The organism is Rhodanobacter sp. Root179 (assembly GCF_001428465.1).
Classification (GTDB): domain Bacteria; phylum Pseudomonadota; class Gammaproteobacteria; order Xanthomonadales; family Rhodanobacteraceae; genus Rhodanobacter.
The window spans coordinates 14,641-41,388 of sequence record NZ_LMHR01000080.1 but is presented as its reverse complement, the minus strand read 5'-3'; the positions used below and the strand labels follow the sequence as shown (position 1 = coordinate 41,388).

General features: G+C 67.8%; 21 protein-coding genes. 7 read left to right on the top strand and 14 right to left on the bottom strand.

Annotated features, from left to right (window positions below; genetic code table 11):
• Window positions 1–48 precede the first annotated feature (48 nt).
• The gene (locus tag ASD82_RS10775; protein WP_056717840.1) at window positions 49–1,638 is read right to left on the bottom strand and encodes a M56 family metallopeptidase; all 1,590 of its coding nucleotides are present in this window, start codon (window positions 1,636–1,638) and stop codon (window positions 49–51) included.
• On the bottom strand, window positions 1,628–1,996 hold the full coding sequence (locus tag ASD82_RS10770; protein ID WP_056717839.1) for a BlaI/MecI/CopY family transcriptional regulator: 369 nt from the start codon (window positions 1,994–1,996) through the stop codon (window positions 1,628–1,630). The genes ASD82_RS10775 and ASD82_RS10770 overlap by 11 nt, the downstream gene beginning before the upstream one ends.
• Before the next feature lie 234 nt (window positions 1,997–2,230).
• Between ASD82_RS10770 and ASD82_RS18195 the strand changes: the two genes are divergently transcribed.
• A complete protein-coding gene (locus tag ASD82_RS18195) occupies window positions 2,231–3,586 on the top strand; it encodes a 3-oxoacid CoA-transferase (RefSeq protein WP_056717838.1) in 1,356 nt (451 codons plus the stop codon).
• Window positions 3,587–3,653: 67 nt separating this feature from the next.
• Here ASD82_RS18195 and ASD82_RS10760 read toward each other — a convergent pair whose 3' ends face one another.
• The 3 genes from ASD82_RS10760 to ASD82_RS10750 all read right to left on the bottom strand — a co-directional run bounded on the left by ASD82_RS10760 (window position 3,654) and on the right by ASD82_RS10750 (window position 6,183).
• Window positions 3,654–4,607 (bottom strand): HAMP domain-containing sensor histidine kinase, encoded by a 954-nt coding sequence (locus tag ASD82_RS10760; RefSeq protein WP_235577719.1) that lies wholly within the window; start codon window positions 4,605–4,607, stop codon window positions 3,654–3,656.
• A gap of 112 nt (window positions 4,608–4,719) precedes the next feature.
• A complete protein-coding gene (locus ASD82_RS10755) occupies window positions 4,720–5,451 on the bottom strand; it encodes a response regulator transcription factor (protein WP_056717836.1) in 732 nt (243 codons plus the stop codon).
• 84 nt (window positions 5,452–5,535) lie between these two features.
• The gene (locus tag ASD82_RS10750) at window positions 5,536–6,183 is read right to left on the bottom strand and encodes an arylesterase (protein ID WP_056717835.1); all 648 of its coding nucleotides are present in this window, start codon (window positions 6,181–6,183) and stop codon (window positions 5,536–5,538) included.
• On the opposite strand from ASD82_RS10750, the gene ASD82_RS10745 reads away from it, so the two are divergent.
• The 3 genes from ASD82_RS10745 (at window position 6,182) to ASD82_RS10735 (ending at window position 10,622) form a co-directional block, all read left to right on the top strand.
• Window positions 6,182–6,880, top strand: a complete 699-nt coding sequence (locus ASD82_RS10745; RefSeq protein ID WP_056717834.1) for an ATP-binding cassette domain-containing protein — start codon at window positions 6,182–6,184, stop codon at window positions 6,878–6,880. The genes ASD82_RS10750 and ASD82_RS10745 overlap by 2 nt on opposite strands.
• The gene (locus ASD82_RS10740) at window positions 6,877–9,354 is read left to right on the top strand and encodes an FtsX-like permease family protein (protein WP_056717833.1); all 2,478 of its coding nucleotides are present in this window, start codon (window positions 6,877–6,879) and stop codon (window positions 9,352–9,354) included. Before ASD82_RS10745 ends, ASD82_RS10740 begins: the two co-directional genes overlap by 4 nt.
• Window positions 9,355–9,482: 128 nt before the next feature.
• The gene (locus tag ASD82_RS10735; RefSeq protein ID WP_056717832.1) at window positions 9,483–10,622 is read left to right on the top strand and encodes an SLC13 family permease; all 1,140 of its coding nucleotides are present in this window, start codon (window positions 9,483–9,485) and stop codon (window positions 10,620–10,622) included.
• Window positions 10,623–10,631: 9 nt separating this feature from the next.
• On the opposite strand, the gene ASD82_RS10730 is transcribed toward ASD82_RS10735, so the two are convergent.
• A complete protein-coding gene (locus ASD82_RS10730; RefSeq protein ID WP_056717831.1) occupies window positions 10,632–11,417 on the bottom strand; it encodes a DUF4097 family beta strand repeat-containing protein in 786 nt (261 codons plus the stop codon).
• A 150-nt stretch (window positions 11,418–11,567) separates the two neighbouring features.
• Here ASD82_RS10730 and ASD82_RS10725 point away from each other — a divergent pair, with 150 nt between their 5' ends.
• Window positions 11,568–12,071 carry a hypothetical protein gene (locus tag ASD82_RS10725; protein WP_056717830.1) on the top strand — a complete coding sequence of 168 codons (504 nt, stop codon included), beginning with the start codon at window positions 11,568–11,570 and terminating at the stop codon, window positions 12,069–12,071.
• 53 nt (window positions 12,072–12,124) lie between these two features.
• On the opposite strand, the gene mazG is transcribed toward ASD82_RS10725, so the two are convergent.
• The 5 genes from mazG to ASD82_RS10700 form a co-directional block, all read right to left on the bottom strand.
• Entirely contained in the window at window positions 12,125–12,928 is an 804-nt protein-coding gene (gene mazG / locus ASD82_RS10720) for a nucleoside triphosphate pyrophosphohydrolase (RefSeq protein WP_082585311.1), read from the bottom strand.
• An 85-nt stretch (window positions 12,929–13,013) separates the two neighbouring features.
• Complete coding sequence (gene cysQ, locus ASD82_RS10715) at window positions 13,014–13,835, bottom strand: 3'(2'),5'-bisphosphate nucleotidase CysQ (RefSeq protein ID WP_056717829.1); 822 nt, start codon at window positions 13,833–13,835, stop codon at window positions 13,014–13,016.
• On the bottom strand, window positions 13,832–14,389 hold the full coding sequence (gene nudE, locus ASD82_RS10710; RefSeq protein ID WP_056717828.1) for an ADP compounds hydrolase NudE: 558 nt from the start codon (window positions 14,387–14,389) through the stop codon (window positions 13,832–13,834). Before nudE ends, cysQ begins: the two co-directional genes overlap by 4 nt.
• Before the next feature lie 23 nt (window positions 14,390–14,412).
• Window positions 14,413–15,189: an inositol monophosphatase family protein gene (locus ASD82_RS10705; RefSeq protein WP_056717827.1), complete on the bottom strand. Its 777-nt coding sequence runs from the start codon at window positions 15,187–15,189 to the stop codon at window positions 14,413–14,415.
• Between the two features lie 15 nt (window positions 15,190–15,204).
• Window positions 15,205–15,990 carry a type II secretion system protein N gene (locus ASD82_RS10700; RefSeq protein WP_056717826.1) on the bottom strand — a complete coding sequence of 262 codons (786 nt, stop codon included), beginning with the start codon at window positions 15,988–15,990 and terminating at the stop codon, window positions 15,205–15,207.
• Window positions 15,991–16,057: 67 nt separating this feature from the next.
• Here ASD82_RS10700 and ASD82_RS10695 point away from each other — a divergent pair, with 67 nt between their 5' ends.
• Window positions 16,058–17,461 carry an adenosylmethionine--8-amino-7-oxononanoate transaminase gene (locus tag ASD82_RS10695; RefSeq protein WP_056717825.1) on the top strand — a complete coding sequence of 468 codons (1,404 nt, stop codon included), beginning with the start codon at window positions 16,058–16,060 and terminating at the stop codon, window positions 17,459–17,461.
• A 72-nt stretch (window positions 17,462–17,533) separates the two neighbouring features.
• Window positions 17,534–18,268, top strand: coding sequence for a 16S rRNA (uracil(1498)-N(3))-methyltransferase (locus ASD82_RS10690; protein ID WP_056717824.1), 735 nt, complete (start codon window positions 17,534–17,536; stop codon window positions 18,266–18,268).
• 62 nt (window positions 18,269–18,330) lie between these two features.
• On the opposite strand, the gene ASD82_RS10685 is transcribed toward ASD82_RS10690, so the two are convergent.
• From ASD82_RS10685 to ASD82_RS10675, 3 genes are read right to left on the bottom strand one after another with little or no spacing between them, the layout of a single operon-like run.
• Window positions 18,331–18,855 carry a chemotaxis protein CheW gene (locus ASD82_RS10685; RefSeq protein ID WP_056717823.1) on the bottom strand — a complete coding sequence of 175 codons (525 nt, stop codon included), beginning with the start codon at window positions 18,853–18,855 and terminating at the stop codon, window positions 18,331–18,333.
• On the bottom strand, window positions 18,852–20,606 hold the full coding sequence (locus ASD82_RS10680) for a chemotaxis protein CheB (RefSeq protein ID WP_056717822.1): 1,755 nt from the start codon (window positions 20,604–20,606) through the stop codon (window positions 18,852–18,854). The genes ASD82_RS10685 and ASD82_RS10680 overlap by 4 nt, the downstream gene beginning before the upstream one ends.
• Entirely contained in the window at window positions 20,599–26,730 is a 6,132-nt protein-coding gene (locus ASD82_RS10675; RefSeq protein ID WP_056717821.1) for an Hpt domain-containing protein, read from the bottom strand. Before ASD82_RS10675 ends, ASD82_RS10680 begins: the two co-directional genes overlap by 8 nt.
• Window positions 26,731–26,748 lie beyond the last annotated feature (18 nt).

Below are 26,748 nucleotides of genomic sequence, written 5' to 3'. Positions count from 1 at the left end.
TTCACGACACTCTCCCGGACGGTGACCGGGCGAGTATAGCCATGGCGATCACTTCGGTTCGAAATTCACCTTGTTGTCATGGAACACGGCGCGCATCCCATCAACGTCCGCAATCAGCTGCAAGGCCGAGGTAGCTGGCACTTGTTCAAGGTTCAACGCCACCAGCCGATTGTCCAGAGCCTCCGGATTGACGAGCACGAAGCCGGCCTTGGCCGCCACCGATTCGCCCAGTGCCCGCGCCGACCTACCCTTTGTCCGCTGGTCGATTTTCGTGGGATTGCCGAGTGACGAAAGCGATCCGCTGCAGCCGTTGCTCGGCGTCACACGGAACTTGATCGTATTGTCCTCCAGTTTCCCGTTTTCAACTTGCTTGCCGTCGATGATCTGGCCAAACACGATGCTGGCCTGCTGACCGGGCATGGTTCGCACGATGGGTTTGGCCGACTGGGTCCGCACCTTGCCGCCACCACGATCGAAGCGGGTGTCGACCTCCGCACTGATCTCAAGCTGGCCAGCGGCTGCAGGTGACACAGCAGGTGATACAGAGAAGCGGCCCTGCCACGACAACTGGCTGGTGTCGGTTCCACTCAACTCGGTGTATTCGCCCGGTTTCACGCAACGGGTGAAATGCATCGACTCCGGGTGGCCACCCATGGCGATGTCGATCTTCAACGTGTACCGATCGCCAGTACCGGCGCCGCTCCTTGCCTGCGGCGAGGGTGTCGCGGCGTAGACGGCTGCAGTCATGCCGAGGGCGAAGATGGCGAGGAAAACACGGCCAGTGCGCTGGCGCGAGATATCGGGCTGTTGCAGTTTCAACATGGCAATGCGCTCCGTGAGTGGATGACGAGGGGACCAGGTGCAACCCACCGGCAGCGCGAATGCGGCCGACTGGGTCTTCAACATCGCGTTCGCATAGCTGCGTCGCTGCTCGCCGTGTTCGCGCAGCACGGCGGCGTCGCAGGCCAGTTCCTGGTCGTGGCGAAGTGCGGCAAGCGCCCACCAGGCCAGCGGGTGAAACCAGAACAGCGCGACCGTCAGCTGGGCGCACAGGCACCACCAGCCGTCGTGGCGGCGCGCATGCGCCGTCTCATGTGCGAGGATCAGCATGCGTTCGCTGGCGTCGTAGCGCTGCTCGAAATCCGCCGGCAGCACGATGCGCGTGCGCCAGGCGCCGACCAGGGCCGGGCCAACATCCGTGCCGACGGCACGCAACACCGGCCAGCGCGACAAAGAGACGGGCATGGCGGTGGCTCCGCGCAGACAGCGCCGGTAGCGCTGCTGCACCAGCGCGGCCAGCACCAGACTGCACACACTGCCGGCGACCCAGGCCAGCATCGCAAGGACGCGCCAGTCGATGGCACCTGATTCCGCCGCATGCACCGGCAATGCAGCGGCGGCCGAGGTGATCGCGATCACCACCGGCGACAGCACCACGACCGGCGCTTCAGCCACATGCGGCAACTGGCTGGCCAGCATCGCCAATGGCGGCAACAGCCACAGCTGGAACGCCCGCTCGGCGCCGAACAGCCGGCGGCATGGCCGGCGCAGCAGGGCCGCCACCAGCACGGCGACGGTGAAGGCCAGCACCAGCAGCCAGCCGCGTCCGAGCCAGTCGATCGCGGCCTCACTGCTCATCGTCGAGCTCCTTCAGCAGCTTGCGCAGCTCGGCGATGTCCTTCTTCGACAGTTTGCGCTGCTCGGAGAAGTGCGCCACCAGCGGCGCCACGCGACCGCCGAACAGGCGGTCGAGCAGGCCCTTGCTCTCCTGCTGCACGTACTGCTCGCGGGTCAGCAGCGGCGTGTAGAGGTAGCGGCGGCCGTCGCGCTCGGCGTGCACGGCCTTCTTGCGCAGCAGGCGGTTGAGCAGGGACTTGACCGTGCCTTCCTGCCAGTTTTGCGCCGGGCCGACCTCGGCGAGGATTTCTTCGGCGGTACGCGGCGCTTCGCGCCACAACACGTCCATCACGACGGCTTCGGCTTCACTGATTGCCATGGGGCACCGTTTACATGTGTAAGTGGAATGATGTTTACACGTGTAATTGACTGCGTCAAGCCTCTTTCGCGTGGGCAGGAACCGTTTCGCCGCAGCGCCGGAACCCGATGCAGGGGTCGTCGGAACGACGTGACTCCTAAGTGGACACGCAGGCCTCGGACCTTGGTACAAGGTCGATCCGGTGCAATCCGTCGTATCCTTGTCAGCTGACTCTCCCTGCAGGAAGGCACAGCAATGGACAAGGTTTATCCCAGCGCCGCGAAGGCCCTTGATGGTCTGTTGGCCGATGGCATGACGATCGCGGCTGGCGGTTTCGGCTTGTGTGGCATCCCCGAGAACCTGATCGGCGCGTTGCTCGAAGCTGGCACGAAGGATCTGACCATCGTCGGCAACAACGCTGGCGTGGACGATTTCGGCATGGGTCCGCTGCTGAAGACGCATCAGGTGAAGCGGGTCTACGCATCGTACGTCGGCGAGAACAAGGAATTCGAACGGCAGACGCTAGCCGGCGAACTCGAACTGCACCTGACCCCGCAGGGTACGCTGGCCGAGAAGCTGCGCGCCGGCGGCGCGGGCATCCCCGGTTTCTACACGCGCACCGGCTTCGGCACCAAATTGGCCGAGGGCAAAGAGACCAAGGTCTTCGGCGGCAAGGAATACGTGCTGGAGGAATCGATCACCGCCGACCTGTCGATCGTGAAGGCGTGGAAGGGCGACGCGCACGGCAACCTGGTGTTCCGCGAGACCGCGCGCAATTTCAACCCGATGATCGCCACCTGCGGCAAGGCCTGCGTGGCCGAGGTCGAGCAGCTGGTGCCGGTGGGCGAACTGGACCCCAACAACATCCACGTGCCGGGCATCTACGTCGACCGCATCGTGCAGGGCGCGAAGTACGAGAAGCGCATCGAGTTCCGCACCCTTGCCGGCGTGGTCGGCGCGAAGGAAAGCCCGATCCGCGTGGCGATGGCCAAGCGCGCCGCGCAGGAACTGCGGGATGGCTTCTACGTGAACCTGGGCATCGGCATCCCCACCATGGTGGCGAACTACATCCCCGAGGGCGTCAGCGTCACCCTGCAATCGGAGAACGGCCTGCTCGGCATCGGCCCGTTCCCGACCGAGGACCAGCTCGATCCCGACCTGATCAATGCCGGCAAGCAGACCATCACCACCCTGCCCGGCTCCAGCTTCTTCTCCAGCGCCGATTCGTTCGCGATGATCCGCGGCGGCCACATCGACCTGTCGATCCTGGGCGGCCTGGAAGTCTCCGCGCACGGCGACCTGGCCAACTGGATGGTGCCAGGCAAGATGGTCAAGGGCCCGGGCGGGGCGATGGATCTGGTCAGCGGCGTCAAGCGCGTGGTGGTGCTGATGGAGCATTGCGCGAAGGACGGTTCGCCGAAGATCAAGGAGCAGTGCGACCTGCCGCTGACCGGCAAGCAGGTGGTCGACCTGATCATCACCGACCTGTGCGTGTTCGCGGTCGAGAAAGGCAAGGGGTTGACCCTGCTCGAACTCAACGAAGGCGTGAGCCTGGACGACGTGAAGGCGAAGACCGGCTGCGCGTTCGACGTGGCACTGCCGACCCCGTGACGCTCAAGCGCGGCGGGCACGGCCCGCCTCGCTTCTGAAGCGGACGTGCCGGCAGACGATGTCCGCTTTACAAGCCGGCTTCCACCACCTCGGCGGGCAGCGGATGCGGAAAGTGGATGCTTGCCACGTTCTCCCTGCCGGGCAGGGTCTGCAGTTCCAGCGACCAGGCGAAACGGTCGCTGATCCGTTGGGCGATCGCCAGCTCGAAACCGTGCCGGTCCACGTTTCCCACCGGCGGGGAATGGGCGGACCCCGTTTCCAGCACCTCGGCATGATTGCGTACGCTGATCATCCCCGGCAGCACGCTGATCACCACCCGTCCCTGCTCGGTCTGCTGGGACGCGTTGCGGATCAGCTGCCAGCACAGCACCGACAATGCCTGCGGAGAGCCCTGCAGGGCAAACCGCGCAGGCTCTTCCAGCAGCAACTCGATGGGCCGACCCGACAGCATCTCGCGGGCGGCCTCCAGTTCTTCCTGCAGCACATCGTTGACGATGAAATGGCGATCGTCCATCGGGCTGTCCGCTTCGCGCGCCAGTACCAGCAGGGCCTCCACCAGGACTTCCATCTCGCGCGTGGCGCGCTTGATGCGGCGCACCGAACGGTTGCCGAAGTCGCTGAGCCCGTCTTCCTCGGCCAGCATGTCGACCGACATCTTGATCACGGTGAGCGGGCTGCGCAATTCGTGGCTGGCGTCACGGGTGAAGTTGCGCTCACGCTGGTTGTAGTTGGCCAGGCGCACGGCGAAGCCGTGCAATCCGCGGGTGAGCGAGGCCACGTCCGCATCGGTATGCGCCGACAACTGTTCGACCCGCAGCAGTCCGGGGTCCGGCGACTGGCCGTCCCAGCGGTTGACCACGCGTGCCAGCGCCCGTACCGGGCGCCATTCCCGCCGGGTGATGAACCATGCCAGCGCCGTGATCACCACGATCACCGCAATCACCAGGGGCGTGGGAATCACGTTATACATGCCCAGCACGCAGACGAAGACCACCGTCACGAACTGCAACGCGAAAACCATGGCAATGCGTCGACGGAACGCACCCGTCGGTGATGCGGCTATGGTGACCCGGCTATCCATTTCCTGTACTTGTCATCTCGGTCATGGCCATCTCTGTCACGGTCACTTCGGGTCACGCCGTCTCGGGCGAGGAAGCGACTTCGGATTCCAGATCCGCGAGTCGATAACCTGCCGAATGGATGGTGTGTAGCAGGGGGCGTGCGAAGGGTTTGTCGATGACCCGACGCAGGTTGTACAGATGCGAGCGCAAGGTGTCGGAGTCGGGCAGCGTGTCGCCCCAGATCTCGCGCTCGATGTCGCGTCGGCTGACCACGCGGGGCGACTCGCGCATCAGGATCGCCAGCAGTTTCAGGCCGATCGGCGAGACGGTCAGCTCCTGGCCCTCGCGGGTCAGTTGCAGGGTGGCGGTATCCAGCGTCATGTCGCCCACCGTGAGCACCTCGGTGGAGACCTGGCGACGGTCGCGGCGGATCAGGGCGCGCACCCTGGCTTCCAGCTCGCGCACCTCGAACGGCTTGACCAGGTAATCGTCCGCACCGGCTTCCAGCCCGGCAAGCTTGTCTTCCAGCGTGTCGCGCGCGGTCAGCATCAGCACCGGGGTGGATTTCTTGGCCTCCTTGCGCAGCTTGCGGCAGACCTCCAGTCCGTCCAGTCCCGGCAGCATCAGGTCCAGCACCAGCACGTCATAGCTGTTGGACACCGCCAGGTGCAGGCCGCTGACCCCATCGGCCGCGTAATCGACGGAATAGCCACGGCGTTCGAGAAATTCGCCCACCATCTCGGCGATCTGGCGGTTGTCTTCCACCAACAGAATCAGGCCTGCTTGCTCGTCGTGTACGGTCATGTCGTCAATCCCATCCGTGATTTCACATAAGTGAAGATGAAAGCGGCGCCAAGGTGAGGGGAATGTGAAACGACCAGCGACGATTCAGAGACCGTTGGGTTTGGCTCCCCGGCCCAACAGGGGTTGCAACTGCTGCCACACGGTGTCGAGTACCTGCGGCTGGGCCGCCGCGACCGGATGCATGCCGTCGGCCTGCATCTTCGCCGGGTCGAGCGCGATGCCTTGCAGCAGGAAGGGCACCAGCGCCGTGCCGCGGCTGCGGGCGAGGTCGGCATAGATCGCCCGCAGGCCATCGCGATACTGCGGGCCGTAGTTCACCGGCAGCTCGATGCCGACCAGCAGCACGGGCACTTTCGCCTGTTGTGCCGCCACGATCATCGCGTCGAGATTGGCGCGCAGCGCGGGCAACGGCAGGCCACGCAGGCCGTCATTGGCGCCCAACTCCAGCACCAGCACGGCGGGGTGGTACTTCTTCAGCAGGGTCGGCAGGCGGTTGCGTCCGCTCAACGACGTCTCGCCGCTGATGCTGGCATTGACCGCGGTCCATTTCGGCACCATGGTGGACAGACGCGCATCCAGCAGATGCACCCAGCCGGACTCGACCGGGATGTTGTGCGCGGCCGACAGCGAATCACCCAGGACCAGCACGGTGTTCGGCGTGGCGGCCTGCGCCGTGCCCAGCCAACCGAACAACAACCCGCCGCACAACCACCAACAAAGGCTTCGACGCATGAGTGATTCTTCCCGACCGCTGCTTGAAGCCCGCGATGTTAGCAAGTCGGTCGATGGCCCCGAGGGAAGGCTGGACATCCTCGACAAGGTCAGCCTGCAGATCCGCCCCGGCGAAAGTTTCGCCATCGTGGGCGCCTCCGGTTCCGGCAAGACCACCCTGCTCGGCCTGCTGGCCGGCCTGGATACGCCGAACAGCGGCGGCATCGTGCTGGACGGCCATGCGCTGCAGACGCTGGACGAGGAGGCCCGCGCCGACCTGCGCCGGCGGCTGGTCGGCTTCGTGTTCCAGTCGTTTCATCTGCTGCCGGCGCTGACCGCCGAGGAAAACGTGATGCTGCCGCTGGAGCTGGAGGGCAGCAGCGACGCCCGCGCCCGCGCCCGCGACGCGCTGGAAGCGGTGGGACTGGGCTCGCGCCGCCGGCACTACCCGGCCCAGCTCTCCGGCGGCGAGCAGCAGCGCGTGGCGATCGCCCGCGCCTTCGTCCACCGCCCCCGCGTGCTGTTCGCCGACGAACCCACCGGCAACCTCGACCAGCGCACCGGCCACCACATCTGCGACCTGCTGTTCGCCCTGAACCGCGACCACCACACCACCCTGGTGCTGGTCACCCATGACGCCACCCTGGCCGCACGCTGCGATCGGCGCATCGAGCTGGAGGAAGGGCGCGTGCTGCCGGCGCATGGGGAGCACGCGTGAACCTGTGGCGCCTGTCCCTGCGCAGCCTGCGCCGCGAATGGCATCTGCCGGAACTGCGCACGCTGGCCGCGTCGCTGGTGCTGGCCGTGGTCGCGCTCGGCGTGGTCGCCACCCTTGCCACGCGGATCGAACGCGGCATGCTGGCCAGCGCGGCCGAACTGATCGGCGGCGACCTGGGCATCTCTTCGCCACAGGCCTTGCCGGCAACCTACGCCGAGCAGGCGCGTGCAGACGGCCTGTCGCTGTCCCGCACCGCCAGTTTTCCCAGCGTGGCGTTCGCCCACGAACAGGCCCAGCTGCTCGACGTGCAGGCGGTCGATGCGACCTATCCGCTGCGAGGCACGCTGGAACTGGGCGGCACCGCGGAGCGCCGCAGCGGCGGACCGGCCAGTGGCGAGGTCTATCTCGACCATCGTGCGCTGGTCGCACTGAATCTGAAGGTCGGCCAGCCGCTGCAGCTGGGCGGCCGTGAACTGACCATCGCCGCCGAACTGATCCGCCAGCCCGATGGCGGCGAGCTGCTGGCGCTGGCGCCACGCGCCCTGATGAACCTGGCCGATGCCGAACAGGCCGGCCTGCTCGGCGTCGGCAGTCGCGCCCGTCATCGCCTGTTGCTGGCCGGCACGCCCACGGCCGTGCAACGCTGGCGTGACTGGACGCAGTCGACCGGCCTGCCGCAGGGCGCGCAACTGATCACGCCCGAGCAGACCCAGGAACGCATGCGCAGCGCCTTCGACCGTGCCGGTGCCTTCCTGCGCCTGACCGCCCTGCTCTCGGCGCTGCTGGCGGGCATCGCGATCGCGCTGTCGGCGCAGCGCTACGCTCGTCGCAAGACCGCCGAAGTCGCCCTGCTGCGCGCCCTGGGCACGCCGCGACGGCGCGTGCTGGCACTGCTGCTGGGCACGCTCGCCGCCCTGGCCGTGCCGGCAACTTCGTTGGGCATCGTGCTGGCGCTGGGGCTGTCGCAGCTGGCCTGGCTGCTGGCCAGCCAGCTGTTCGGCAACGTGCCGACCCTGCTGCCGCTGCTGCCGGCATTCGCCGCCGCGGCGATGGGGATCGCCGTGCTGGTCGGCTTCGCCCTGCCACCGCTGGCGCGGCTGGCCGAGGTGCCGCCGGTGGCGGTGTTCCGCCAGAGCCTGCAGCGACGGGTGCGCCGCTTCGATGCGCTGTACCTGATTCCGCTGCTGGTGGCGCTGGGCCTGATCTGGAGCCAGAGCAGCTCGCTGCAGCTGGCCGGCATCCTCGCCGCCAGCCTGCTCGGCGTGGCGCTGATCGCGGCGCTGCTTTCCGGCGCGCTGCTGTGGCTGGCCCGCCGCATTGCGCCCGGCGCGCATCCGGCCTTGCGCCTGGGTCTGGCCGCGCTGGCGCGACGCCCCGCGTTGAGCGTGATCCAGGCCACCGCGCTCAGCCTCGGGCTGTGCGCGCTGCTGTTGCTGGCCGTGGTGGCACCCTCGCTGCTGCAGGGCTGGCGTCAGGAGCTGCCGGCGGACGCGCCGAACTGGTTCGCGCTGAACCTGCAGGACGACCAGCGCCCGGGTTTCGCGCAATCGCTGGCCGCGACGGGCGGCGACCAGCTGAACATGCTGCCGCTGGCCGTGGGCAAGCTCACCGCAATCAACGGACGGCCGATTGACCAGTTGCACTTCGAGGACCCGCGCGCGAAGGAATGGGTCGACCGCCAGCTGCGCCTGTCCTGGTCGGCCGAGCTGCCGCCCGCGAACGAGGTGGTCGCCGGCCATTGGCAGGGCGCGCATCCGGCGCGGGCCGAGGTCTCGGTCGACACCATGTGGCGCGACATGTTCGCCCTGAAGCCGGGCGACACGATGAGTTTTGACGTGGGCGAAGGCCGCATCGATGCCACCGTCAGCAGCGTGCGCAAGGTGGACTGGAGTTCGTTCCGGGTCAATTTCTTCCTGCTGCTCGATCCGGCCCACGCGGGCGACCTGCCGCACAGCTGGCTGGCCAGCTTCCACCTTCCCCGCGGCCATGCCACGCAGCTGGCGCAGCTGTCGCGCGACTATCCGAACCTCAGCCTGGTCGACGTCGATGCGCTGCTCGATCGGGTGCGCGAGATCATCGAGCGGGTCGGCAATGCGGTGCGCTGGATTCTCGGCTTCAGCCTGCTCGCCGGTGCGCTGGTGCTGATCGCGGCGCTCGCCTCCAGCGCGGCGGAAAGACGCCACGAAGCCGCGTTGCTGCGCACGCTGGGCGCCCGTCGGGGGCAATTGCGCGTGGCCGCCGCCTGCGAATTCGCCTTGCTCGGCCTGGTGGCCGGGCTGACCGCCGCGTTCGGCGCAGCGGGAGCCGGCCTGTGGCTGGGCCAGGCAGTGTTCCATATCGAGGGCTTCGTGCCGCCGTTCGCACCACTGGCACTGGCGGCGCTGCTCGCGGCCTTCGTGGTGATGCTGCTGGGGCTGGCCGGCACCCGCACGGTCAGCCGCACGCCGCCGATGCGCCTGCTGCGCGAGGGGTGAGCGGTTGTGAGTCTTTCAACCTCTCACGCCGGGCATGTACCGGGCGTTCGATGGAAGAAAACCACCGGAAGTGGTTTTCCTCGCAGGCTCTGAACGGAACACCCGGCGCGGCTGATAGAGTTGCGCCGATGCCCTCCCGCCCGACGCCGCCGACGACTGCAACCCTGCGCCAGCGCCTCGCGGACGAGTGGCTGCTGTGCCTGTTCGCGGTGCTGGCCATCGCGCTGGCGATCTTCGATCCGCAGCCGGCGGGCAGCTATCGGCATTGGCTGCAGCTGCCCACGCTGGCGGGCCTCACCGGCCTGCTGATCGCGATCCAGGGCATCCGCGACAGCGGCCTGGTGCAGCACGCCGCCGTCGCCGTGGTGGCGCGCGCGCATTCGCTGCGCAGCCTGGGCCTGTTGCTGGTGGTGGCGACGGCGCTGCTGTCGATGGTGCTGACCAATGACGTGAGCCTGTTCCTGATCGTGCCGCTGACCCTGGCGATCGGCAGCATTTCGAATTTGCCGGTGCTGCGCATGGTGGTGCTGGAAGCCCTGGCGGTGAACGCGGGCTCCACCCTGAGCCCGATCGGCAACCCGCAGAACCTGCTGTTGTGGCAGCACTCGAAGCTGCCGTTCCTGCACTTCGCCGCGGCGATGCTGCCGGCGGCGATGGTGATGCTGGTGCTGGTCGCCGGATTCGCCTGGCTGTGGCTGCCGCGCGACCGCGTGGCGTTGAACCCGCACCGGATCGACGGCGCCGTGATGTCGGCGCGGCTGGGCGCATGGTCGATGGCCGCCCTGGTCGGCATGGTGATCGCCATGGAATACGGCCAGGCGCCGCTGGGGGCCGGGCTGTTGCTGCTGTCGTATGCGCTGCTGGCGCGGCCGAGCCTAGCGCGGATCGACTGGCTGCTGCTGGCCACCTTCGCCGCGATCTTCGTCGGGCTCGGCCATTTTTCCAGCCTGCCGCTGGTGCAGCAGGCGCTGGACCGGCTCGACCTCGATCATCCGCTGACCCTGTACGCCAGCGGCATCGTCGCCGCCCAGCTGATCAGCAACGTGCCAGCGACGGTGCTGCTGCTGGAGCGTACGGCGGACCCGATCGCGCTGGCGGTCGCGGTGAACGTGGGCGGCTTTGGCGTGGCGATCGGTTCGCTGGCCAACCTGATCGCCCTGCGCCTGGCGAAGCAGCCGCAGGGGCTGCGGCTGCTGCACCGGGTCTCGATACCGTTTCTGCTGGTCTGTGCGCCGCTGGCCTACCTGGCGTGGCGCTGGCTGGGCTGACCGGCCCGATCAGTCGTCGTCGTTGTCGTGCGGCACGCTGACCTTGCCCTTCACGCCCGAGTGATTGACGTCGCCACTGCCCTTGGCGCCCAGGTTGAAATCGCCACCCACGTCGCTGACGTCGAGATCGCCGGAGCCCAGCGTGTCGGCGCGTACGCTGCCACCGACCTGGCGCAGGGTGACGTCGCCCGAACCAATGCTGCCGATGCGGGCATCGCCCTTGACGCCCTCGGCCTTGAAATCGCCGGAGCCGACCGAGCCCAGGTCGAGGCTGCCGATGTCGGTGGCGTCGACATCGCCCGAACCCACGCTGGCGCCGAGCTTGCCCGACAGCTGGCGCACGTGCAGGTCGCCCGAGCCCACGCTGGCCTGCAGCTGTTGCACGCCGGTCACGTCGGCGTCACCGGAGCCGACGCGCAAGGTCACCGGCAGGTTGGCGGGCAACTGCATGGTGACTTCGAGGCTGGCGTAGGAGTCGCCGCCGAACAGGTTGAGGGTGAAGCCGCCGCCATCGCCACCGATGTCGATGAGCAGCTGGTCGCCGTCGCGACGCTGGGTGACCTGCAACTTGTCCAGCACCGCCTGGCTCGATGCACAGGCGCGGCCGGTCAGGGTCAGTCCCTTGCTGCCATCGCTGCCGGTCAGGTGCAGATCCTGGCTGTGCACGTCGATCTGGACGCCGTGCACGCCGGCCAGGTCCAGCTGCAGGTTGCGCGGCGCTTCATATTTGCAGGGGCTGGCGGCGAAGCAGGCGAACGGGGCGAGCAGCAGGGCTGCGGTGAGAATACGGCGCATGGAACTCTCCTTGAGGGATGGACGCGGTGGGTCGACACCGGTTGGGATGCCGCTGCCCGCCAAAGGGTTGCAAGCGGGCGACACGAGAGCGCCGGTCAACCCGTGCCGCCCCGCCGCGTTCCTGCTGTGTACCCATCATGGAGACAGACCATGCATCGCAAGACCCTGCTCGCTTCCACGCTGGCCCTGATGATCGCCGGATCGGCCACCTTCGTGATGGCCCAGAATACGCCGCCGCCTGCACCGCCCGCCAAAACGGGCAAGTCCATGCACATCCTCCCGGGCGACCATGGCGATGCGATGCGCATGCGCTCGCACGGCTTCGATCGCGGGCACAGCCGCGGGCACGACGGGGTGATCGGCGACCTGCATGCGCTGGAACGGCTGTACACGCAGGTCGGCCGCGGCAAGGAGATGGCCGCGGTCTACAACGACGTGCTGGCCAAGTCGCAGGACCCGCAGGTGCGTGACTACGTCTACCAGCGCCTGGCTCGCCTGCAGGCGCAGCCGGCGAACGTGGATCAGGCGATCGCCACCCTGCGCAAGGGGCTGGATGAAAACCTGGCCAACGAAGCGAAGATGCGTGCCGAGCACGAGAAGATGCGCGCCGCCTGGCAGCAGCGTGCCGGCCAGGCTGCCCCCGCGGCCAAGTAGGTTCCGCCGAGGCGAAGAACGGGCGACGCGATGGCTCCGGCCATCGCGCCGTTTCAGGATGCCCGCTCGGCCTGCTTGGCGCGCTGCCACAGTTGCTCCTGTTCATCGAGCGTGCGCTCGGCGAACGCCGTGCCCTCGGCCGCGGCCAGCTGTTCCATCTGCCGGAACCGGCGCTCGAACTTCGCGTTGGCATGCCGCAGCGCCTGCGAGAAGTCGACGCCGGCGTGGCGTGCCAGGTTCACCATCACGAACAGCACGTCGCCGATTTCATCCTGCAGGCGCGCAGGATCGGCGCCGTTGGCGAATTCGACCCGCACCTCCTCCACTTCCTCGGCCAGCTTCTCCAGCACCGGCTCGGGGCCCGGCCATTCGAAGCCGGTGGCGGCAGCGCGCTGCTGAAGCTTGTACGCCCGCTTCCACTCCGGCAGGCCCGTCGAGATGCCGGCCAGCGCACTGTCGTCCATCGACGCGCCTTTCGCCGCACGCTCGGCCGACTTGATCTGCTCCCACGCCTGCATCTGCTCGGTGAGGTCGGCGTAGCGCGTGTCGCCGAACACGTGCGGGTGGCGGCGCAGCATCTTCGCGCTGATCGCGTGGGCCACGTCGGCGAACTCGAACAGGCCGCGCTCGGAGGCCATCTGGGCGTGGAAAACCACCTGCAGCAGCAGGTCGCCGAGTTCGTCGCAAAGGTCGGTCCAGTCCTGCCGATCGATCGCATCGGCGACCTCGTAGGCCTCCTCGATGGTATAGGCCGCGATCGAGGAAAAGTCCTGTTGCACATCCCACGGACAACCGTTCTGCGGATCGCGCAGGCGCGCCATGATGGCTAGCAGATCATCGAGGCTGTGCTTGGTCATGGGGCGAGAAGTGAGTGGAAAGGAGTGAGAGAAAGCAGGGAGCGTGCGCGGGCGAAATGGGGCGAAGGGTGACCCCTCTCACTTCTCACTCCTCTCCACTCACTCCCGGCTCCAAACGCGCGGCCCAGTCGATCGCACGATCGCCCACCGCGATGAACTCCGGATTCAGCAGCGATTCGCCCCGGTTGTAGCGGAACGGCTGGCCGGCCAGATCCAGCACGGCGCCGCCGGCCTCGTCGAGCACGCATTGTGCCGCCGCGGTGTCCCATTCGCTGGTGGGGCCCAGGCGCAGATAGACGTCCGCATCACCGCGCGCGATCAGGCAGAACTTCAGCGACGAGCCCAGCGGCACCATCCGGTAGTCGTCGCCGATCAGGCGTTGCAGCACCTCGCCCTGCGCACCACCGTGCGAGCGGCTGCCGGCCACCGTCGGCGGCTGCGCCAGCGCCCGTGCATGGATGCGCTGCCATACGCCATTCGCCTGTGTCTGCAGCCAGGCGCCCTGGCCCTGCGCGGCGACGTACAGCTCGCCGGTCACCGGCGCCAGCACGACGCCGAGCACGCTGCGGCGGTCGTCGATCAGGGCGATGTTGACGGTGAATTCGCCGTTGCGCTTGACGAACTCGCGAGTGCCGTCGAGCGGATCGACCAGCCAGTAGCGCGACCATTGCTGGCGCTCGGACCACGGCCGCGCGCTGGCTTCCTCCGACAGCACCGGCCATTGCTCATCGAGCGCAGACAGGCCCGCCATGATGGCCTGCTGGGCGGCGAGGTCGGCGGCGGTCAGCGGCGAGGCATCGTCCTTCATCTGCACCGCGAAGTCGCCGTGGTAGACATCCAGGATGGCCACCCCCGCTGCGCGTGCGATGACGCCGATCTTCCTTGCCAGTTCGGGCGGCATGCTCATGATTTCCGGAACCTTCCGGCCAGATATTCGCGGGCCATGAACAGCGCGGCGATCGAGCGCCCCTCGGTGACGTCGTCACGGCCGAGCAAGGTGTGCAGTTCGGACATCTTCCATGGCACCACTTCGAGTTCCTCCGGTTCGTCGCCGACCAGTTTCTCGGGATACAGGTCCTGGGCCAGCACCACGTGCGCCATGTGCGTCATGTACGACGGCGACAGCGACAGGTTGTGCAGGATCTTCAGCTTGTGCGCGCCGTAGCCGATCTCCTCCTTCAGCTCGCGCTCGGCGCCCTGTTCGGCGGTCTCGTCCTGGTCCAGCCGCCCCTTGGGCAGGCCGAGCTCGTAGCGTCCCACACCACCGCCGTATTCGCGCACCAGCAGCACCGTCTCGTCATCCAGCATCGGCACGATGATGACCGCACCCAGGCCGCTTCCCTTCAGCCGCTCGTAGGTGCGGCGCTCGCCGTTGGAAAACTCCAGGTCGACCTGCTCCACGTGCAGGAAATGGCTGTCGGTGACGTCGCGGGTCGCGTGGATGATCGGTAGTTTGTGCATCCGGCCATTCTAGCTCGCGTGGCTCAGCGCCGCAGGCGCTGCAGCGCCTGCGCGTGGATCGCGGGCGTACCGGCCAGCACGCTGCGCGTGTCCAGCCCCGGCGCAGCGCCGTCCAGGTCGGTGAACACGCCGCCGGCCTCGCGCACGATCACCGCCAGTGCCGCCACGTCGAGGATGTTCACGTCCGACTCGATCACCAGATCGAGGCTGCCGCGCGCCAGCAGGTGGTAGTGGCAGAAGTCACCGTAGCCGCGGATCCGGTTGCTGTCGCGGATCAGCGCGCCCAGCGCATCCCAGCGGGAGTCGCCGGTGAGGGTCCGGATGTTGCCGGTGGAAATCGAGGCCGCGCTCATTTCGCCGGTCGCCGCCACGCGTACACGTTCGCCGTCCAGCCAGGCACCTTCGCCGGCGCTGGCCCACATCGTCTCGCCGTAGACCGGAGCGCTCGACACGCCGAGCACCAGGTCGTCGCCGTCCATCAGGGCGATCTGGGTGGAGAAGAACGGCGTGCGGCGCACGAAGCTCTTGGTGCCGTCCAGCGGATCAACCAGCCACAGCAGGCCGCCACGCTCGCCGTCCAGGCCGAACTCCTCGCCGTAGATCGACGCCTGCGGCAACGCGGCCTGCAGGATCTTCCGGATCGCCTGTTCGGCCTCGCGATCGGCCACGGTGACCGGCGTGGCGTCGGACTTCAGTTCCACCTCGACGCCACGACGCCAGTAGTGGCGGATCACCTCGGCGGCCGCCGCTGCCGCGTCGCGGGCGGCTGCCAGGGCTGTTGCGGCGATATCGGGAGTCATGCGGGTCTCGTTCCTTCAGTGGGAGGGTGCTGGCGGCGCATTGGCGGCCAGCCCGCCATGGCGCCGGATGTGCGTGCTGCCGTCCGCCGCCGGTGGCGCCAGCGTGGCCAGCCAGCGACGCAGCATCGGATCAGTCTGTCGGGCGTGCAGCGTGGCGTCCAGTCGCCAGCCCAGCGGGCTGAGCTGCAGCTCGCCGGCAAGCTGCAGCGGGCCGCTGCCGGAGTCGCGCAACTGCACGTCGATCACCCCGCCGCGCGCCCGTGCGCTGGCCTGCAATTCGCCCAGTGCGACGTCGCCCTGCGGCGTCCGCATGACCGCGTCGTGCCAGCTCGCCTGCGCGTCCATTTGCATCGGCCAGCCTGCGCGCAGCCGCGCGTGGGGAACCTGCAGCTGCAATTCGCCCCGCGGTTTCCCCCAAGGCGTGGCGAGTTCCTCACCGATCGCCGTCGAGCTTGCCCGGACGTTCGCGTCGCGCACTTCCACTTCATCACCGGGCAGGCGTTCCAGCCCGCCCGAAAGATGCAGCTGCGGCCCATCGAAATCCAGGTGCAGACGCGGCTGCCCCAGCAAGACGCGTCGTGACAGCTGCCATTGCAACTGGCCGCGGGTCCGCCCCTCCGCCGTCACCACGGCGCCGGCATGGCCGTTCCACACGCTGCCGCTGACCTGCTGCAGACGGATGCCATGCAGCGACGGCTCGATCCACGGCAGTGCCCAGCGCGCGGGCAGGAACCACAGCAGCGCGGCGGCCAGCACCAGCAACAGGACGAAACCGATCAGGCAAGTTCGCAATGACTTCAAGCGTGGAATTCCAGATGGGACGATGCACGGGCTTGAGCGACCGTCGCGCTGCACCGATGATAGCCGGATGACCAATCTCGCAAACGGCAACAGTGCGCTCGCAGCGCGCGACCTGCGCCATGTCTGGCACCCCTGCACCCAGATGCACGACCACGACCCCACGGGCTCGAACAGCGTGCCGATGCTGCCGATCGTGCGGGGCGAGGGTGCCTGGCTCGTCGATGCCGACGGCAAGCGCTACCTGGACGGCATCAGTTCGTGGTGGACCAACCTGTTCGGCCATGCCAATCCGCGCATCGCCGCGGCCCTGGCCGAGCAGGCACGCACGCTCGAACACGTGATCTTCGCCGGTTTCACCCACGAACCGGCCATCGCGCTGGCCGAAGAGCTGGCAAGGATCACGCCGCCCGGACTGGATCGGGTGTTCTACGCCGACAATGGTTCGGCGGCGATCGAAGTGGCGCTGAAAATGAGCTTCCACTACTGGCTCAACCAGGGGCACGGCGAGAAGACCCGCTTCATCGCGCTGACCGGCAGCTATCACGGCGAGACCCTGGGCGCGCTGTCGGTCAGCGATGTCGCGCTGTACCGCAAGACCTACGCGCCGCTGCTGCTGACGCCGTTCCTGGCGCCGTCGGCGGACACTTACCAGGCCGAGCCCGGCGAATCACCCGAACAGGCGGCCACGCGTGCCCTCGCCGCCCTGCGCGTGCTGCTCGAGCAGCACGCGCACGAGACCTGCGCGGTGATCGTCGAGCCGCTGGTGCAGTGCGCCGGCGGCATGCGCATGTATCACCCGGCATATCTCACCGGCCTGCGCGCGCTATGCGACGAGTTCGCCGTGCACTTCATCGCCGACGAGATCGCCGTCGGCTTCGGCCGTACCGGCACGCTGTTCGCCTGCGAACAGGCCCCTGCAGCATCCGGGCGCAGCGGCGGCGTGTCGCCGGATTTCATGTGCCTGTCGAAGGGACTGACCGGCGGCTTCCTGCCCCTGTCGGCCGTGCTGACCCGCGAGGCGATCTACCAGGCGTTCTACGCCGAACACAGTGCCGGCAAGGCATTCCTGCACTCGCACAGCTACACCGGCAATCCGCTGGCCTGCCGCGTGGCGCTGGAGACACTGGCGATCTTCCGCGACGAACCGGTGCTGGAACGCAACCGTCATTTGGCCGTCCATCTTGGTCGCCGGCTGGAGGCCCTGCGCGATCACCCGCATGTCGCCGACGTGCGCCAGACCGGCATGATCGCGGCGGTGGAGCTGGTCGCCGACAAGGCCAGCCGGCGACCGTTCCTGGCGCAACAGCGGCGGGGCTTGCGCGTCTACCTGCACGGCCTGGAGCACGGCGTGCTGTTGCGACCGCTGGGCGACGTGATCTATTTCATGCCGCCCTACGTGGTCAGCACGGCGGAAATCGACCTGCTGGTCGACACGGCCATCGCCGGAATCGAGCGCGCCGTCAGCCACTGAACGGGGCGCGAGGCCTGTCCAGGGCACGCGCTCGCGCTATGCTGGGCGACCGCTCCATGCCATCCGGTTCCCATGCGCACGATCCGTATCCACCTCGACCAGCCACTCAGCGTCTCGGCGGAAATCGCCTTGCCGGCCCAGGCCGCCGAGCACGTCGGCCGGGTGCTGCGCATGAATGCCGGCGACCCGCTCACCGTGTTCAACGGCGACGGCAGCGACTACGACGCAACCATCGTGGCGCTGGGCAAACGCGACCTGCGAGTGCGGATCGACGCGAAGCTGTCCGTGCAGAACGAGTCGCCCCTGCCGCTGACTCTGGCCCAGGGCGTGGCGCGGGGCGAGAAGATGGACTTGATCGTGCAGAAGGCCACCGAGCTTGGCGCCGTCCGCATCGTGCCGCTGCTCACCGAACGTTCGGAAGTGAAGCTGGACCCTGCACGTGCCGAAAAGCGACTGGCCCACTGGCGTGCGGTCGCGGCCAGCGCCTGCGAACAATGCGGACGCGCGCGATTGCCCGAGATCACCCCGGCACAGCCGCTGGCCGGCTGGCTGGCCGGGCTCGCCGATGACGGTGCGTTGCGTCTTGCCCTGCTGCCGGAGGGCGCCCGTTCGGCCCGCGAGCTGCGCTTCGGCGCCGCCGGCGGCCTGCTGGTGATCGGCCCGGAAGGCGGCCTGGGCGAGCGCGACATCAACGCGCTCACCCGCGCCGGTTTCGAGGGATTGCGACTGGGCCCGCGCATCCTGCGCACGGAGACGGCGGGACTGGCTGCCATGGCGGCCTTGCAGGCGCTGCACGGCGACGGCTGATTCACCGTCGCGAAATCACCGCCACGAGACTCGTCCCGGAAACTTGAAAAAGCCGCGACAGCTCAGTCGTCGGCGTCGATCGAGCCGTCTTCCACCGTCTCGACGACGTCCATCACGCCGGAATCGTCGTACAGGTCGAGCAAGGTGGCTTCGATCCATTCCAGGTCGGGAATCATCGCCACGTCATCGCGCACCAGCACATGGGCGCGCACGCCCGGCTGCAAGGGCTTGCCATCATGGGTGGGAATGATCAGCTCGGCGTTCAACGTGGTCAGGCGCGGAAAACCCTGGGTCAGGACCGCGATGAACGGCAGCTTCGGGTTGCCGCCAAGCGCCTTCAACACGGCCACGCGCACGCTCAGGTCGGCGTCGCCCGCCTCGGTGCCGGCCAGCTCGGCAAACGACACCAGCGGCACGCGCCAGCCACGCCACTGGATCCGTCCCAGCATCCAGGCGGGGGCGCCGGGCAGCGGCTCGGGCGTGCTCTGGGTGATCACTTCGGCGATGTTGGCGTTGGGCAACAGCAGGCGCTGGTTGCCTACCGGCACCAGGACGCAGCGGATTTCACGCGGCAGCGGATCACTCATGGAAACACCTCGATCAGGCGCGCCGCCAACTCGGTCGGCGTGCCGGAAAAACTGACCAGCCGCTCGGCGAAGATCCCGCTGACCATGTCAGCGAAATGTTCCCCGGACGACGACTCTACCCAGACCTGGCCGCCACGATCGTGGACCGCCTGCGCGCCGGCCACCGCATCGTTGCCGCGCCCGGCGAAAACGATCGCCAGCGCATCACGGCCAAACACGCTCGCCGCCATGGTCAGGCTGGCGTCGATCGACGGTGCTTCGGCGGACTCGCCACCAGTGACCTGAAGCTCGATGCTGCCGTCACGGCGCAGGCGCACCTGCTGGCCCGCCGGCACCATCAACACTTCACCCGATCCGGCGCGGCGGCCCTGTTCGGCCAGTCGCACGGGCAACGCGCAATGCGCCTTGAATTTCGCCGCCAGCGCCGCATCGGACTGTTCGCCCACGTGCTGGGTATGCAGGAAGGTCAGGCGCGTGGTCACAGGCAATGCCGCCAGGAAGGCACAGACCGAATCGATGCCATCGGTGGCGGCACCAAGCACCACCACCCGGCTCAGCGCGCTGCCCAGTTCGTCCAGCACCATCGCGTGGTCGGGCACGCGCTCGTACGGCTGCGGCGCGACGGCCTCTTCCATCGAAACCAGCTCGAGGCTCATCACCGGCTCGATGTCCGCCGCGACCGCGTCGGCGTCGGGTGCAAGGAAATCGGCCGCGCTCATCTTCTCGATGCCGAACATGCCGGCATCGGGTTTCTCGGGTGCCGCTGGCGCGGGTTCCGCGTCTTCATCGACCAGGCTCCATGCATCCGGCGCGCGTACGCCCGGCGCGCTGTCGGCCATGAGCGGATGCGGCGCCAAAGCTGGCGTCGTCGCCACGTCGGTATCGACCAGCGCAGACAGCTCGAGATGATCGATCTGGAACGTCGGCGGCGTCACGCTGGCCAGCACCGGCGCTGCTTCCGCTGGCGGCGCGTCAACGGTCGCCACCACGTCAAAGTCCGCTGCCGGCCCGGCCGCGCCTGCATTATGGAAATTGCCATCGTGGAGGGGCGGCGGCTCGAGGTCATCCACGAAACGCAGGCCGGGGCCCGAGCTGACCTCGTCTTCGGCGGGCAAATCACCGGAGGCCAGCAAGGCCTCAAGCTCTGCCGCCAGGTTCTCCGATTCGGCAGTGGCGATCTGTTCGTGCTGGCCATCCGCATCGTCGTGCACGGGCAGAAAATCGTCCGCGTCGGGTTCCGCTTCCACCATCGCTGGAGCGGCATCCACCACTTCGTCGATCACCGGTTCCGGCGCTGCAGCAGCGGGTTCGACGGGCTGGGCAACAGCGAGGGGAGCCGCGGTCACGGCCCGCGGCGGCGCCACGGCAGCTGGCGTGTCGACGAGGTGTGGACCGTCCGGGCGCGGCGGGTCCACATCGCCGGCTGCCAGCACCTTGACGGCCAGATGCCGCGCCCAGCGGTCGCGATCCCAGCCGGCCAGCGAGCGGCTGGCCTGCGCATCATTGAAGACCACCCGGGGGCGTTCGTCGTCGATCACGTCGTACAGGTGATCGAGCGCATCGTCGGCGCTGTCGTCCAGGTTGATGACCAGCACGTCGGCGCCCACCTGCCGCAGCAGTTCACGACTCAGGCTGGAAACCCCGCCCTCGTGCACGATGCGTGCACCACGTTCCTGCAGCGCCTCGCGCAACTGGCCAACCAGTTCGGTATCGTCAAACAGCAGGGCAACCGCCGGCGCCATTTCAGTCATGAACAGGCTCCGTTGCTCGCTGCTCCAATACTTCGCCGATCTGCACCAGCAGTTCCGCTTCCTGGTACGGCTTGCCGAGGTAACGGTCCACGCCGATGTCGAACGCTCGCTGGCGATGCTTGTCGCCGCTGCGCGAGGTGATCATGATGATCGGCACGTCGCGCAGTCGCGGGTCGGCCTTCATGTGGGTCGCCAGCTCGTAACCGTCCATGCGCGGCATTTCGATGTCGAGCAGCATCAGGTCGGGCACGCGCTCGTGCAGCTTCTCCAGCGCATCGACACCGTCCTTTGCCGTGCTGACCTCGTACTCGTGGCGTTCCAGCACGCGGCCGGTGACCTTGCGCATGGTGATGGAGTCGTCGACCACCATCACCAGCGGACGCACCTGGACTTCCTCGATCACCGGCGCCTGCACCGCGCTGAGGCCTTCGGACAGGCGCTGGTCGCGGCGGATCATGCCGTGACGCACCAGCGGCGCCAGATCGAGAATGATCAGCACCGAGCCGTCGCCCATGATCGTGGCGCCGAGCAGGCCGGGCACCGAACTGATCTGCGGGCCCACCGACTTCACCACGATCTCGCGCGAACCCAGCACCGCGTCGATGCGGATCGCCGCGCGCAGGTCGCCGGCGCGGGTCAGCAACAGCGGCTGCTGTTCGTCTTCGGCCGGCAGACCCGGCGGCAGGCCGAGCAACTCGGCCAGATCATGAATGCCGAACGCCTCGTTACCGTAGTTGAACGACGGCTCGTCCTCAGCCATCAGGGCGGTCAGCTCTTCCGGATTGACCCGGGCCACGCCCTGCACCGAGGTCATCGGGATCGCGAAGGTCGCTTCGCCGATGCGCACCAGGATGGCCTGGGTCACCGCGAGCGTGAACGGCAGGCGCAGGATGAAGGTGCTGCCCTGGCCTTCTTCCGACTCGATCGACAGTGAACCGCCGAGCTGCTTGATCTCGTTGGCGACCACGTCCATGCCGACGCCACGGCCAGCCAGCTGGGTCACCGTGCTTGCGGTGGAGAAGCCGGGCTGGGTGATCAGTGAGAGCAACTGGTTGTCGGTCGGCTTGGTCTCGGCACGCAGCAGGCCGCGCTCGATGCCGCGCTTGCGGATGGCTTCGCGGTTCAGGCCGCGACCGTCGTCGCTGACCCGCACCACCACCTCGGTCGCCTCGCGGGCCACCGTGATGTGCACCGAACCTTCGACCGGCTTGCCGGCCTTGCGGCGATCCGCCGGGCTCTCGATGCCGTGGGCGATCGCGTTGCGCAGCATGTGCTCGAACGGGGCCTTGATGCGGTCCAGCAGGTTGCGGTCCATTTCGCCGTGGGCACCGTCCACGTACAGCTGGGCCTGCTTGTGCTCTTCCTGCGCCGCCTGACGCAGGGTGCGACGCAGGTTCGGCACCATCGTGTCGAACGGCAGCATGCGGGTGCGCAGCAAACCGTCCTGCAGTTCGGTACTGACCCGCGACTGCTGGATCAGCAGGGTCTCGGCCTGACGCGTCAGTTCGTCCAGCATGTTCTGGATGGACACCAGGTCGGATACCGACTCGGCCAGCGCACGCGAATACTGCTGCAGCTGCGAGTAGCGGTCGAGCTCGAGCGGATCGAACACGGTGAGGCCCGCTTCGCGATGCTCGCGCTGGAAGCGCGCGATGATCTGCGCCTCGGTTTCGATTTCCAGCATGCGCAGCTGGCTGCGCAGACGGGCCACCGTCTGTTCCAGCTCGACCAGGTTGAAGCGGTAACCGGCAACCTGCTGTTCCAGTCGCGAACGGTAGATCGCCACTTCGCCGGCATGGTTGACCAGGCTGTCGAGCAGGTCGGCGCGGACGCGGATCTGTTCCTGCGACGACCGCACCTCTTCCTCGGCCTCGGGCATCAGCTCGGGCAGGTCGGAGTCGGCGGCGACCTGACGCGGTGCAGGCGCTACGGCTGCGACGGCCGGAGTCGCCATGACCGCAGCGGTCAGCGAGGCATCGTCGGCGAACGTGGTTTCACCGGCCAGCGCCAGCAGATGGTCGATCATGCCCTGCGGATAGTCGGACACCTGACCCTGCGAAACCTGTTGCACCATCGAGTGCAACTGGTCAAAGCTCGCTTCCAGCGCGGAAATCAGCGGTCCGGTCTTGGCCGTGTCGCGGATCGGCTTCTCGAGCAGGGTCTCGATGGCGTGGCTGAGATCGCCCACCGCCATCAGACCCGCAATGCGCGCGCCACCCTTGAGGGTATGCAGGTCGCGCTGCAGTTCGGCCACGTGCGACAGGTCGGCCGAATCGGCATGCCACTGGGCCAGTACGCCATCGGCGTGGTCCAGAATCTCGCGGGCCTCGTCGATGAAGACTTCCAGCAGGTCGGCATCGATGTGGCCGAGGCTTGCCAGGGCGTGAGCGGTTTCCGGCGCCGGTGCGGCATCGACCTTCGCCACGGCCTCAGATTCGGACCGCTTCGCGGCAGCCTGTTCGGCAGCCAGCTTCTCGACAGCAGCGCGTTCAGCGGCAGCCTGCTCGGCGGCCAGCTTCTCGGCGGCAGCGCGTTCTGCGGCAGCCTGCTCGGCGGCCTGCTTCTCGGCGGCAGCACGTTCCGCGGCAGCCTGCTCGGCGGCCAGCTTCTCGGCGGCAGCGCGTTCCGCGGCAGCCTGCTCGGCAGCCAGCCTCTCGGCGGCAGCGCGTTCCGCGGCAGCCTGCTCGGCAGCCAGCTTCTCGGCGGCAGCGCGTTCCGCGGTAGCCTGCTCGGCAGCTAGCCTCTCGGCGGCAGCGCGTTCCGCGGCAGCCTGCTCGGCAGCCAGCTTCTCGGCGGCAGCCTGTTCTGCTGCGGCGCGCTCGGCAGCCACCTCCTCGGGGGCAAACGCGTCGAGCGCGGCCGCCAGCTCGGCGGTCACCTCGGCGTGATGCGCATCATCCGGATGGACGTCCTGCGCATCATTCCCCGCCGACTGGGCCTCGGCTTCCGCGGCCGCCTGTGCAGCGGCGGCCTCGGCCATGCCGGCTTCCAGGGAAGCGGCCATGATCGCCTCGTCGACACCCGCATGATCCACAAACGCATGATCGGTCGGGGTTGCCGGCTGCACCGGCTCGAGCTCGTCGATCTGTGGCTCGAACACGACGTGCGCCACGCGCGACTCGGGATAATCGTCGCGCATGTGGACGATCTGCGCGGTGAGCACGTCCGCGTTCGGCAGTTGCGGCTCGGCGGCATCGAACTGGCCCATGACGTGGTCGACCACTTCGACGGACTGCCCAAGCAGGCGGACGCCCTCGGCGGTCAGCGGCAGATTGGCGGCACGCAGGCGCTTGAACAGCGACTCCAGCGGCGACAGCAACTGCGTCAGCAAGGGGATGTCGACCATCGCAATCGCACCGTGCAGCGTGTGCACGGCGCGCAACAGTTCCTCGCTGACCGGCAGTTCACCCTCGCAACGCTGGATCGCGCCACGAATGGTCTGCAGATACTGGGCCACCTCGCTGCGCAGGATTTCCAGCAGCACCGGATCGACCGGAGGCATCACCGGCATCGCGATGGCGTGATCCGGGCCCGCAGGCTCGTCTTCGACAAGCGCGCCAGCCATGCCGGCCAGGCCCGCCGTCGGCACCGAAGCCGCGGTCGAGTCGAGACGCGGCACCCGCCGACGAACGGTGCGACGGACCGTTTCGGTAGCCGTCGACACATGGTCTTCCAGGCGCGCCGGGTTGCCCGCCGCCAGTTGCTCGGCGGTGTGCATGATCGCGCTGAGCGGAGCGCTCGGCTGACCTTCGCCCTTGAGGGCGGCGAGCAATCCGGGCAGCGCGGCGATGGCATGCCGCACCAGCGCCTGCACGTTGGCATCGGGCTGGATGCTGTTGTCGAGCACGCGGTTGAGCATGTCCTCGACTTTCCAGGCGAACTCGCCCAGCACGCCGGCGCCGACCAGGCGACCGGAACCCTTCAGGGTGTGGAACGAACGACGAATGCTGACCAGCGAAGACGTCTGCGCAGGATCAGCCAGCCAGGTCTTCTCGGCGCCGAGCAGGTTGTCGATCTCCTCCTGCATCTCTTCCAGGAAGATGTCGCGGATATCGTCATCGATGCCTTCGGCGTCGATGTTGAAGTGGGTGTTGTCGGCCAGCGCATCGCGCACCGGCACCTGCTCGACCACTTCCTCCTCGACCTCGACCCAGTCGCCATCCTCGTCATGGGCGTCACCGCCCACCAGCATGTTCGGTGCCGGCGCCTCGGTCTGGGCCAGGCGCAGACCGTCGAGATCGTGCGCCGGGGCCGCGGCAGCACCGCTGTCGCCGACGAACAGGCCGGTGAGGTCCACGCCCGGCAGCAGGCTGACCGATTCGGACAGTTCCGGATGTTCCGCATCGACGCCAGCGAGACCCGCAGCCGGCGCCATGGCGTCCACTGCGACAGGGGCGGTGCTGACTTCGCGCTGGGCGGGTACCGGCCAGTAACCCAGCAGGCCGAGGCTGTGCTCGGCCACGTCGAGGATGTGTTCCAGCCCGCCACGATGCTCGCGGGCCGCCTCGAGGTAATACTCCAGGGCAGCCAGGGCATCGGCCAGATGATCCATCTGGGTGCCGCTGGGCACACGCCGATCCTGCAGCAGTTCGTAGTCGACGAAGCGACCCACGCCCTGCGCAAGTTCCGCCGGACGGGGCGAAGACAGCATGCGCATGGCGCCCGCCACTTCATCCATCTGCAGCGGTGCGCCGGCGAGTCGATCGTGCTCCCAGCCGGATTCGACGAACGCGACGATCGCGTCCTTGACCCGACCGGTGTTGGCGATGGCTTCCTGCATCAGCGTGGTGACAACGCCGAGTGCCTCGCTGCGTGGCAGCGCGTGCATGGCATCGCCAGCGCCCGGTTCGCTGTCGGAACCGAGGCTTTCGATGTGATCGTCCAGCGAGGCCTCGACGTAAAGCAGGGCCCCGGCGACATCGAGCAGGGTCTCTTCGTCGGCGGCGCGCAGCCGGTTGGCAATCTCGTCGAGCACCCGACGCTGTTCGGTGACCACGCGGCGCGGCACGGCCAGCGCCAGCATGCCCAGGGTATCGCCGACGCGCTCGAGCACCTCGCCCTGCACGGCCAGCTGGGCGGGGTCGCCATTCTGCTGGCGCAGGAACAGGTCCAGCGCTTCCTTGACGCGCAGCAGGTCGTCCTTCAACGCACGGGAAACGGAATCGAGCAGGGCACGATTGTGTCCCGCCATCGAGCCGCGCGCGTGCTCGAGTTCGCCGGCATCCGGCAACAGGGCGTCCAGACCATAGGTGCTGCGCAGCAGCTCCATCTGCGGGCTGCGCTGCTTGGCCTGGGCCACGATGTACAGCAGTTTGCAGGCGACATCGTCCGCCTCGCCACCGCGCAGGCTGTGTTCGCCCTGCTCGATCAGCAGGCGGATGTTGCGGTCGACCTTGCCGATCAACTGGCGTACTTCGCCCGCGAAACCCTTCAATGCACCCTGTTCGAGGCCCTCGAGAACACCGGCGGCGATCCACCAGAGGCGTCGCCCGTGCACGTGATAGCAGCGGGCAGTGATCGCCAGCAGGGTCTTGCGCATGTTGACCAGCTGCACCGCTGCGTTCTGGCCGCGAAACCAGCCGAGCAGTTGCTGCTGGAAGCGCAGGCGCAGGTCGACCAGCTCGGCGCGATGCGCCTCGGCATAGGCCTCGCTCATCGCCGCCGGGGCCTGCTCGGGCAGGAAAGCGTCGAGATTGGGGTGGAACATCGCCGATTCGGGCAATGCTTCCTGGCCACGGCTGGCGCGCAGGTCGTTGAGCAGCGGCAGCAGCACCACCGGCACGTCGCGGTGCCCACTGGAAAGCCGCTCGAGGTAGTCGGGCAACTGCATCAGGCCGCGCATCAGCGCGGCATACGCTTCCTCGCGCTGGGCGACGTGGTCCTCCAGCAGGGCGATGGCGAGGGCCTCCATCTCTGCGGTGACCATGGCCGCGCCGTACAGCTCGACCATCTGCAAGGTGCCCTGCACCTGATGCAGATGGTCGGCACAGGTGCGCATGAAATCGCGCTTGCCCGGATTGTCGACGTAGGACTCCAGTGCCTCGCGGGCGATCGACAAGGTGTCGTCGAGCTCCGGCTTGACCCATTGCAGCGTCGTGAAATCGATGTGGTCTTGAAGTCTCATGCGCCTCTCTCAATGGTT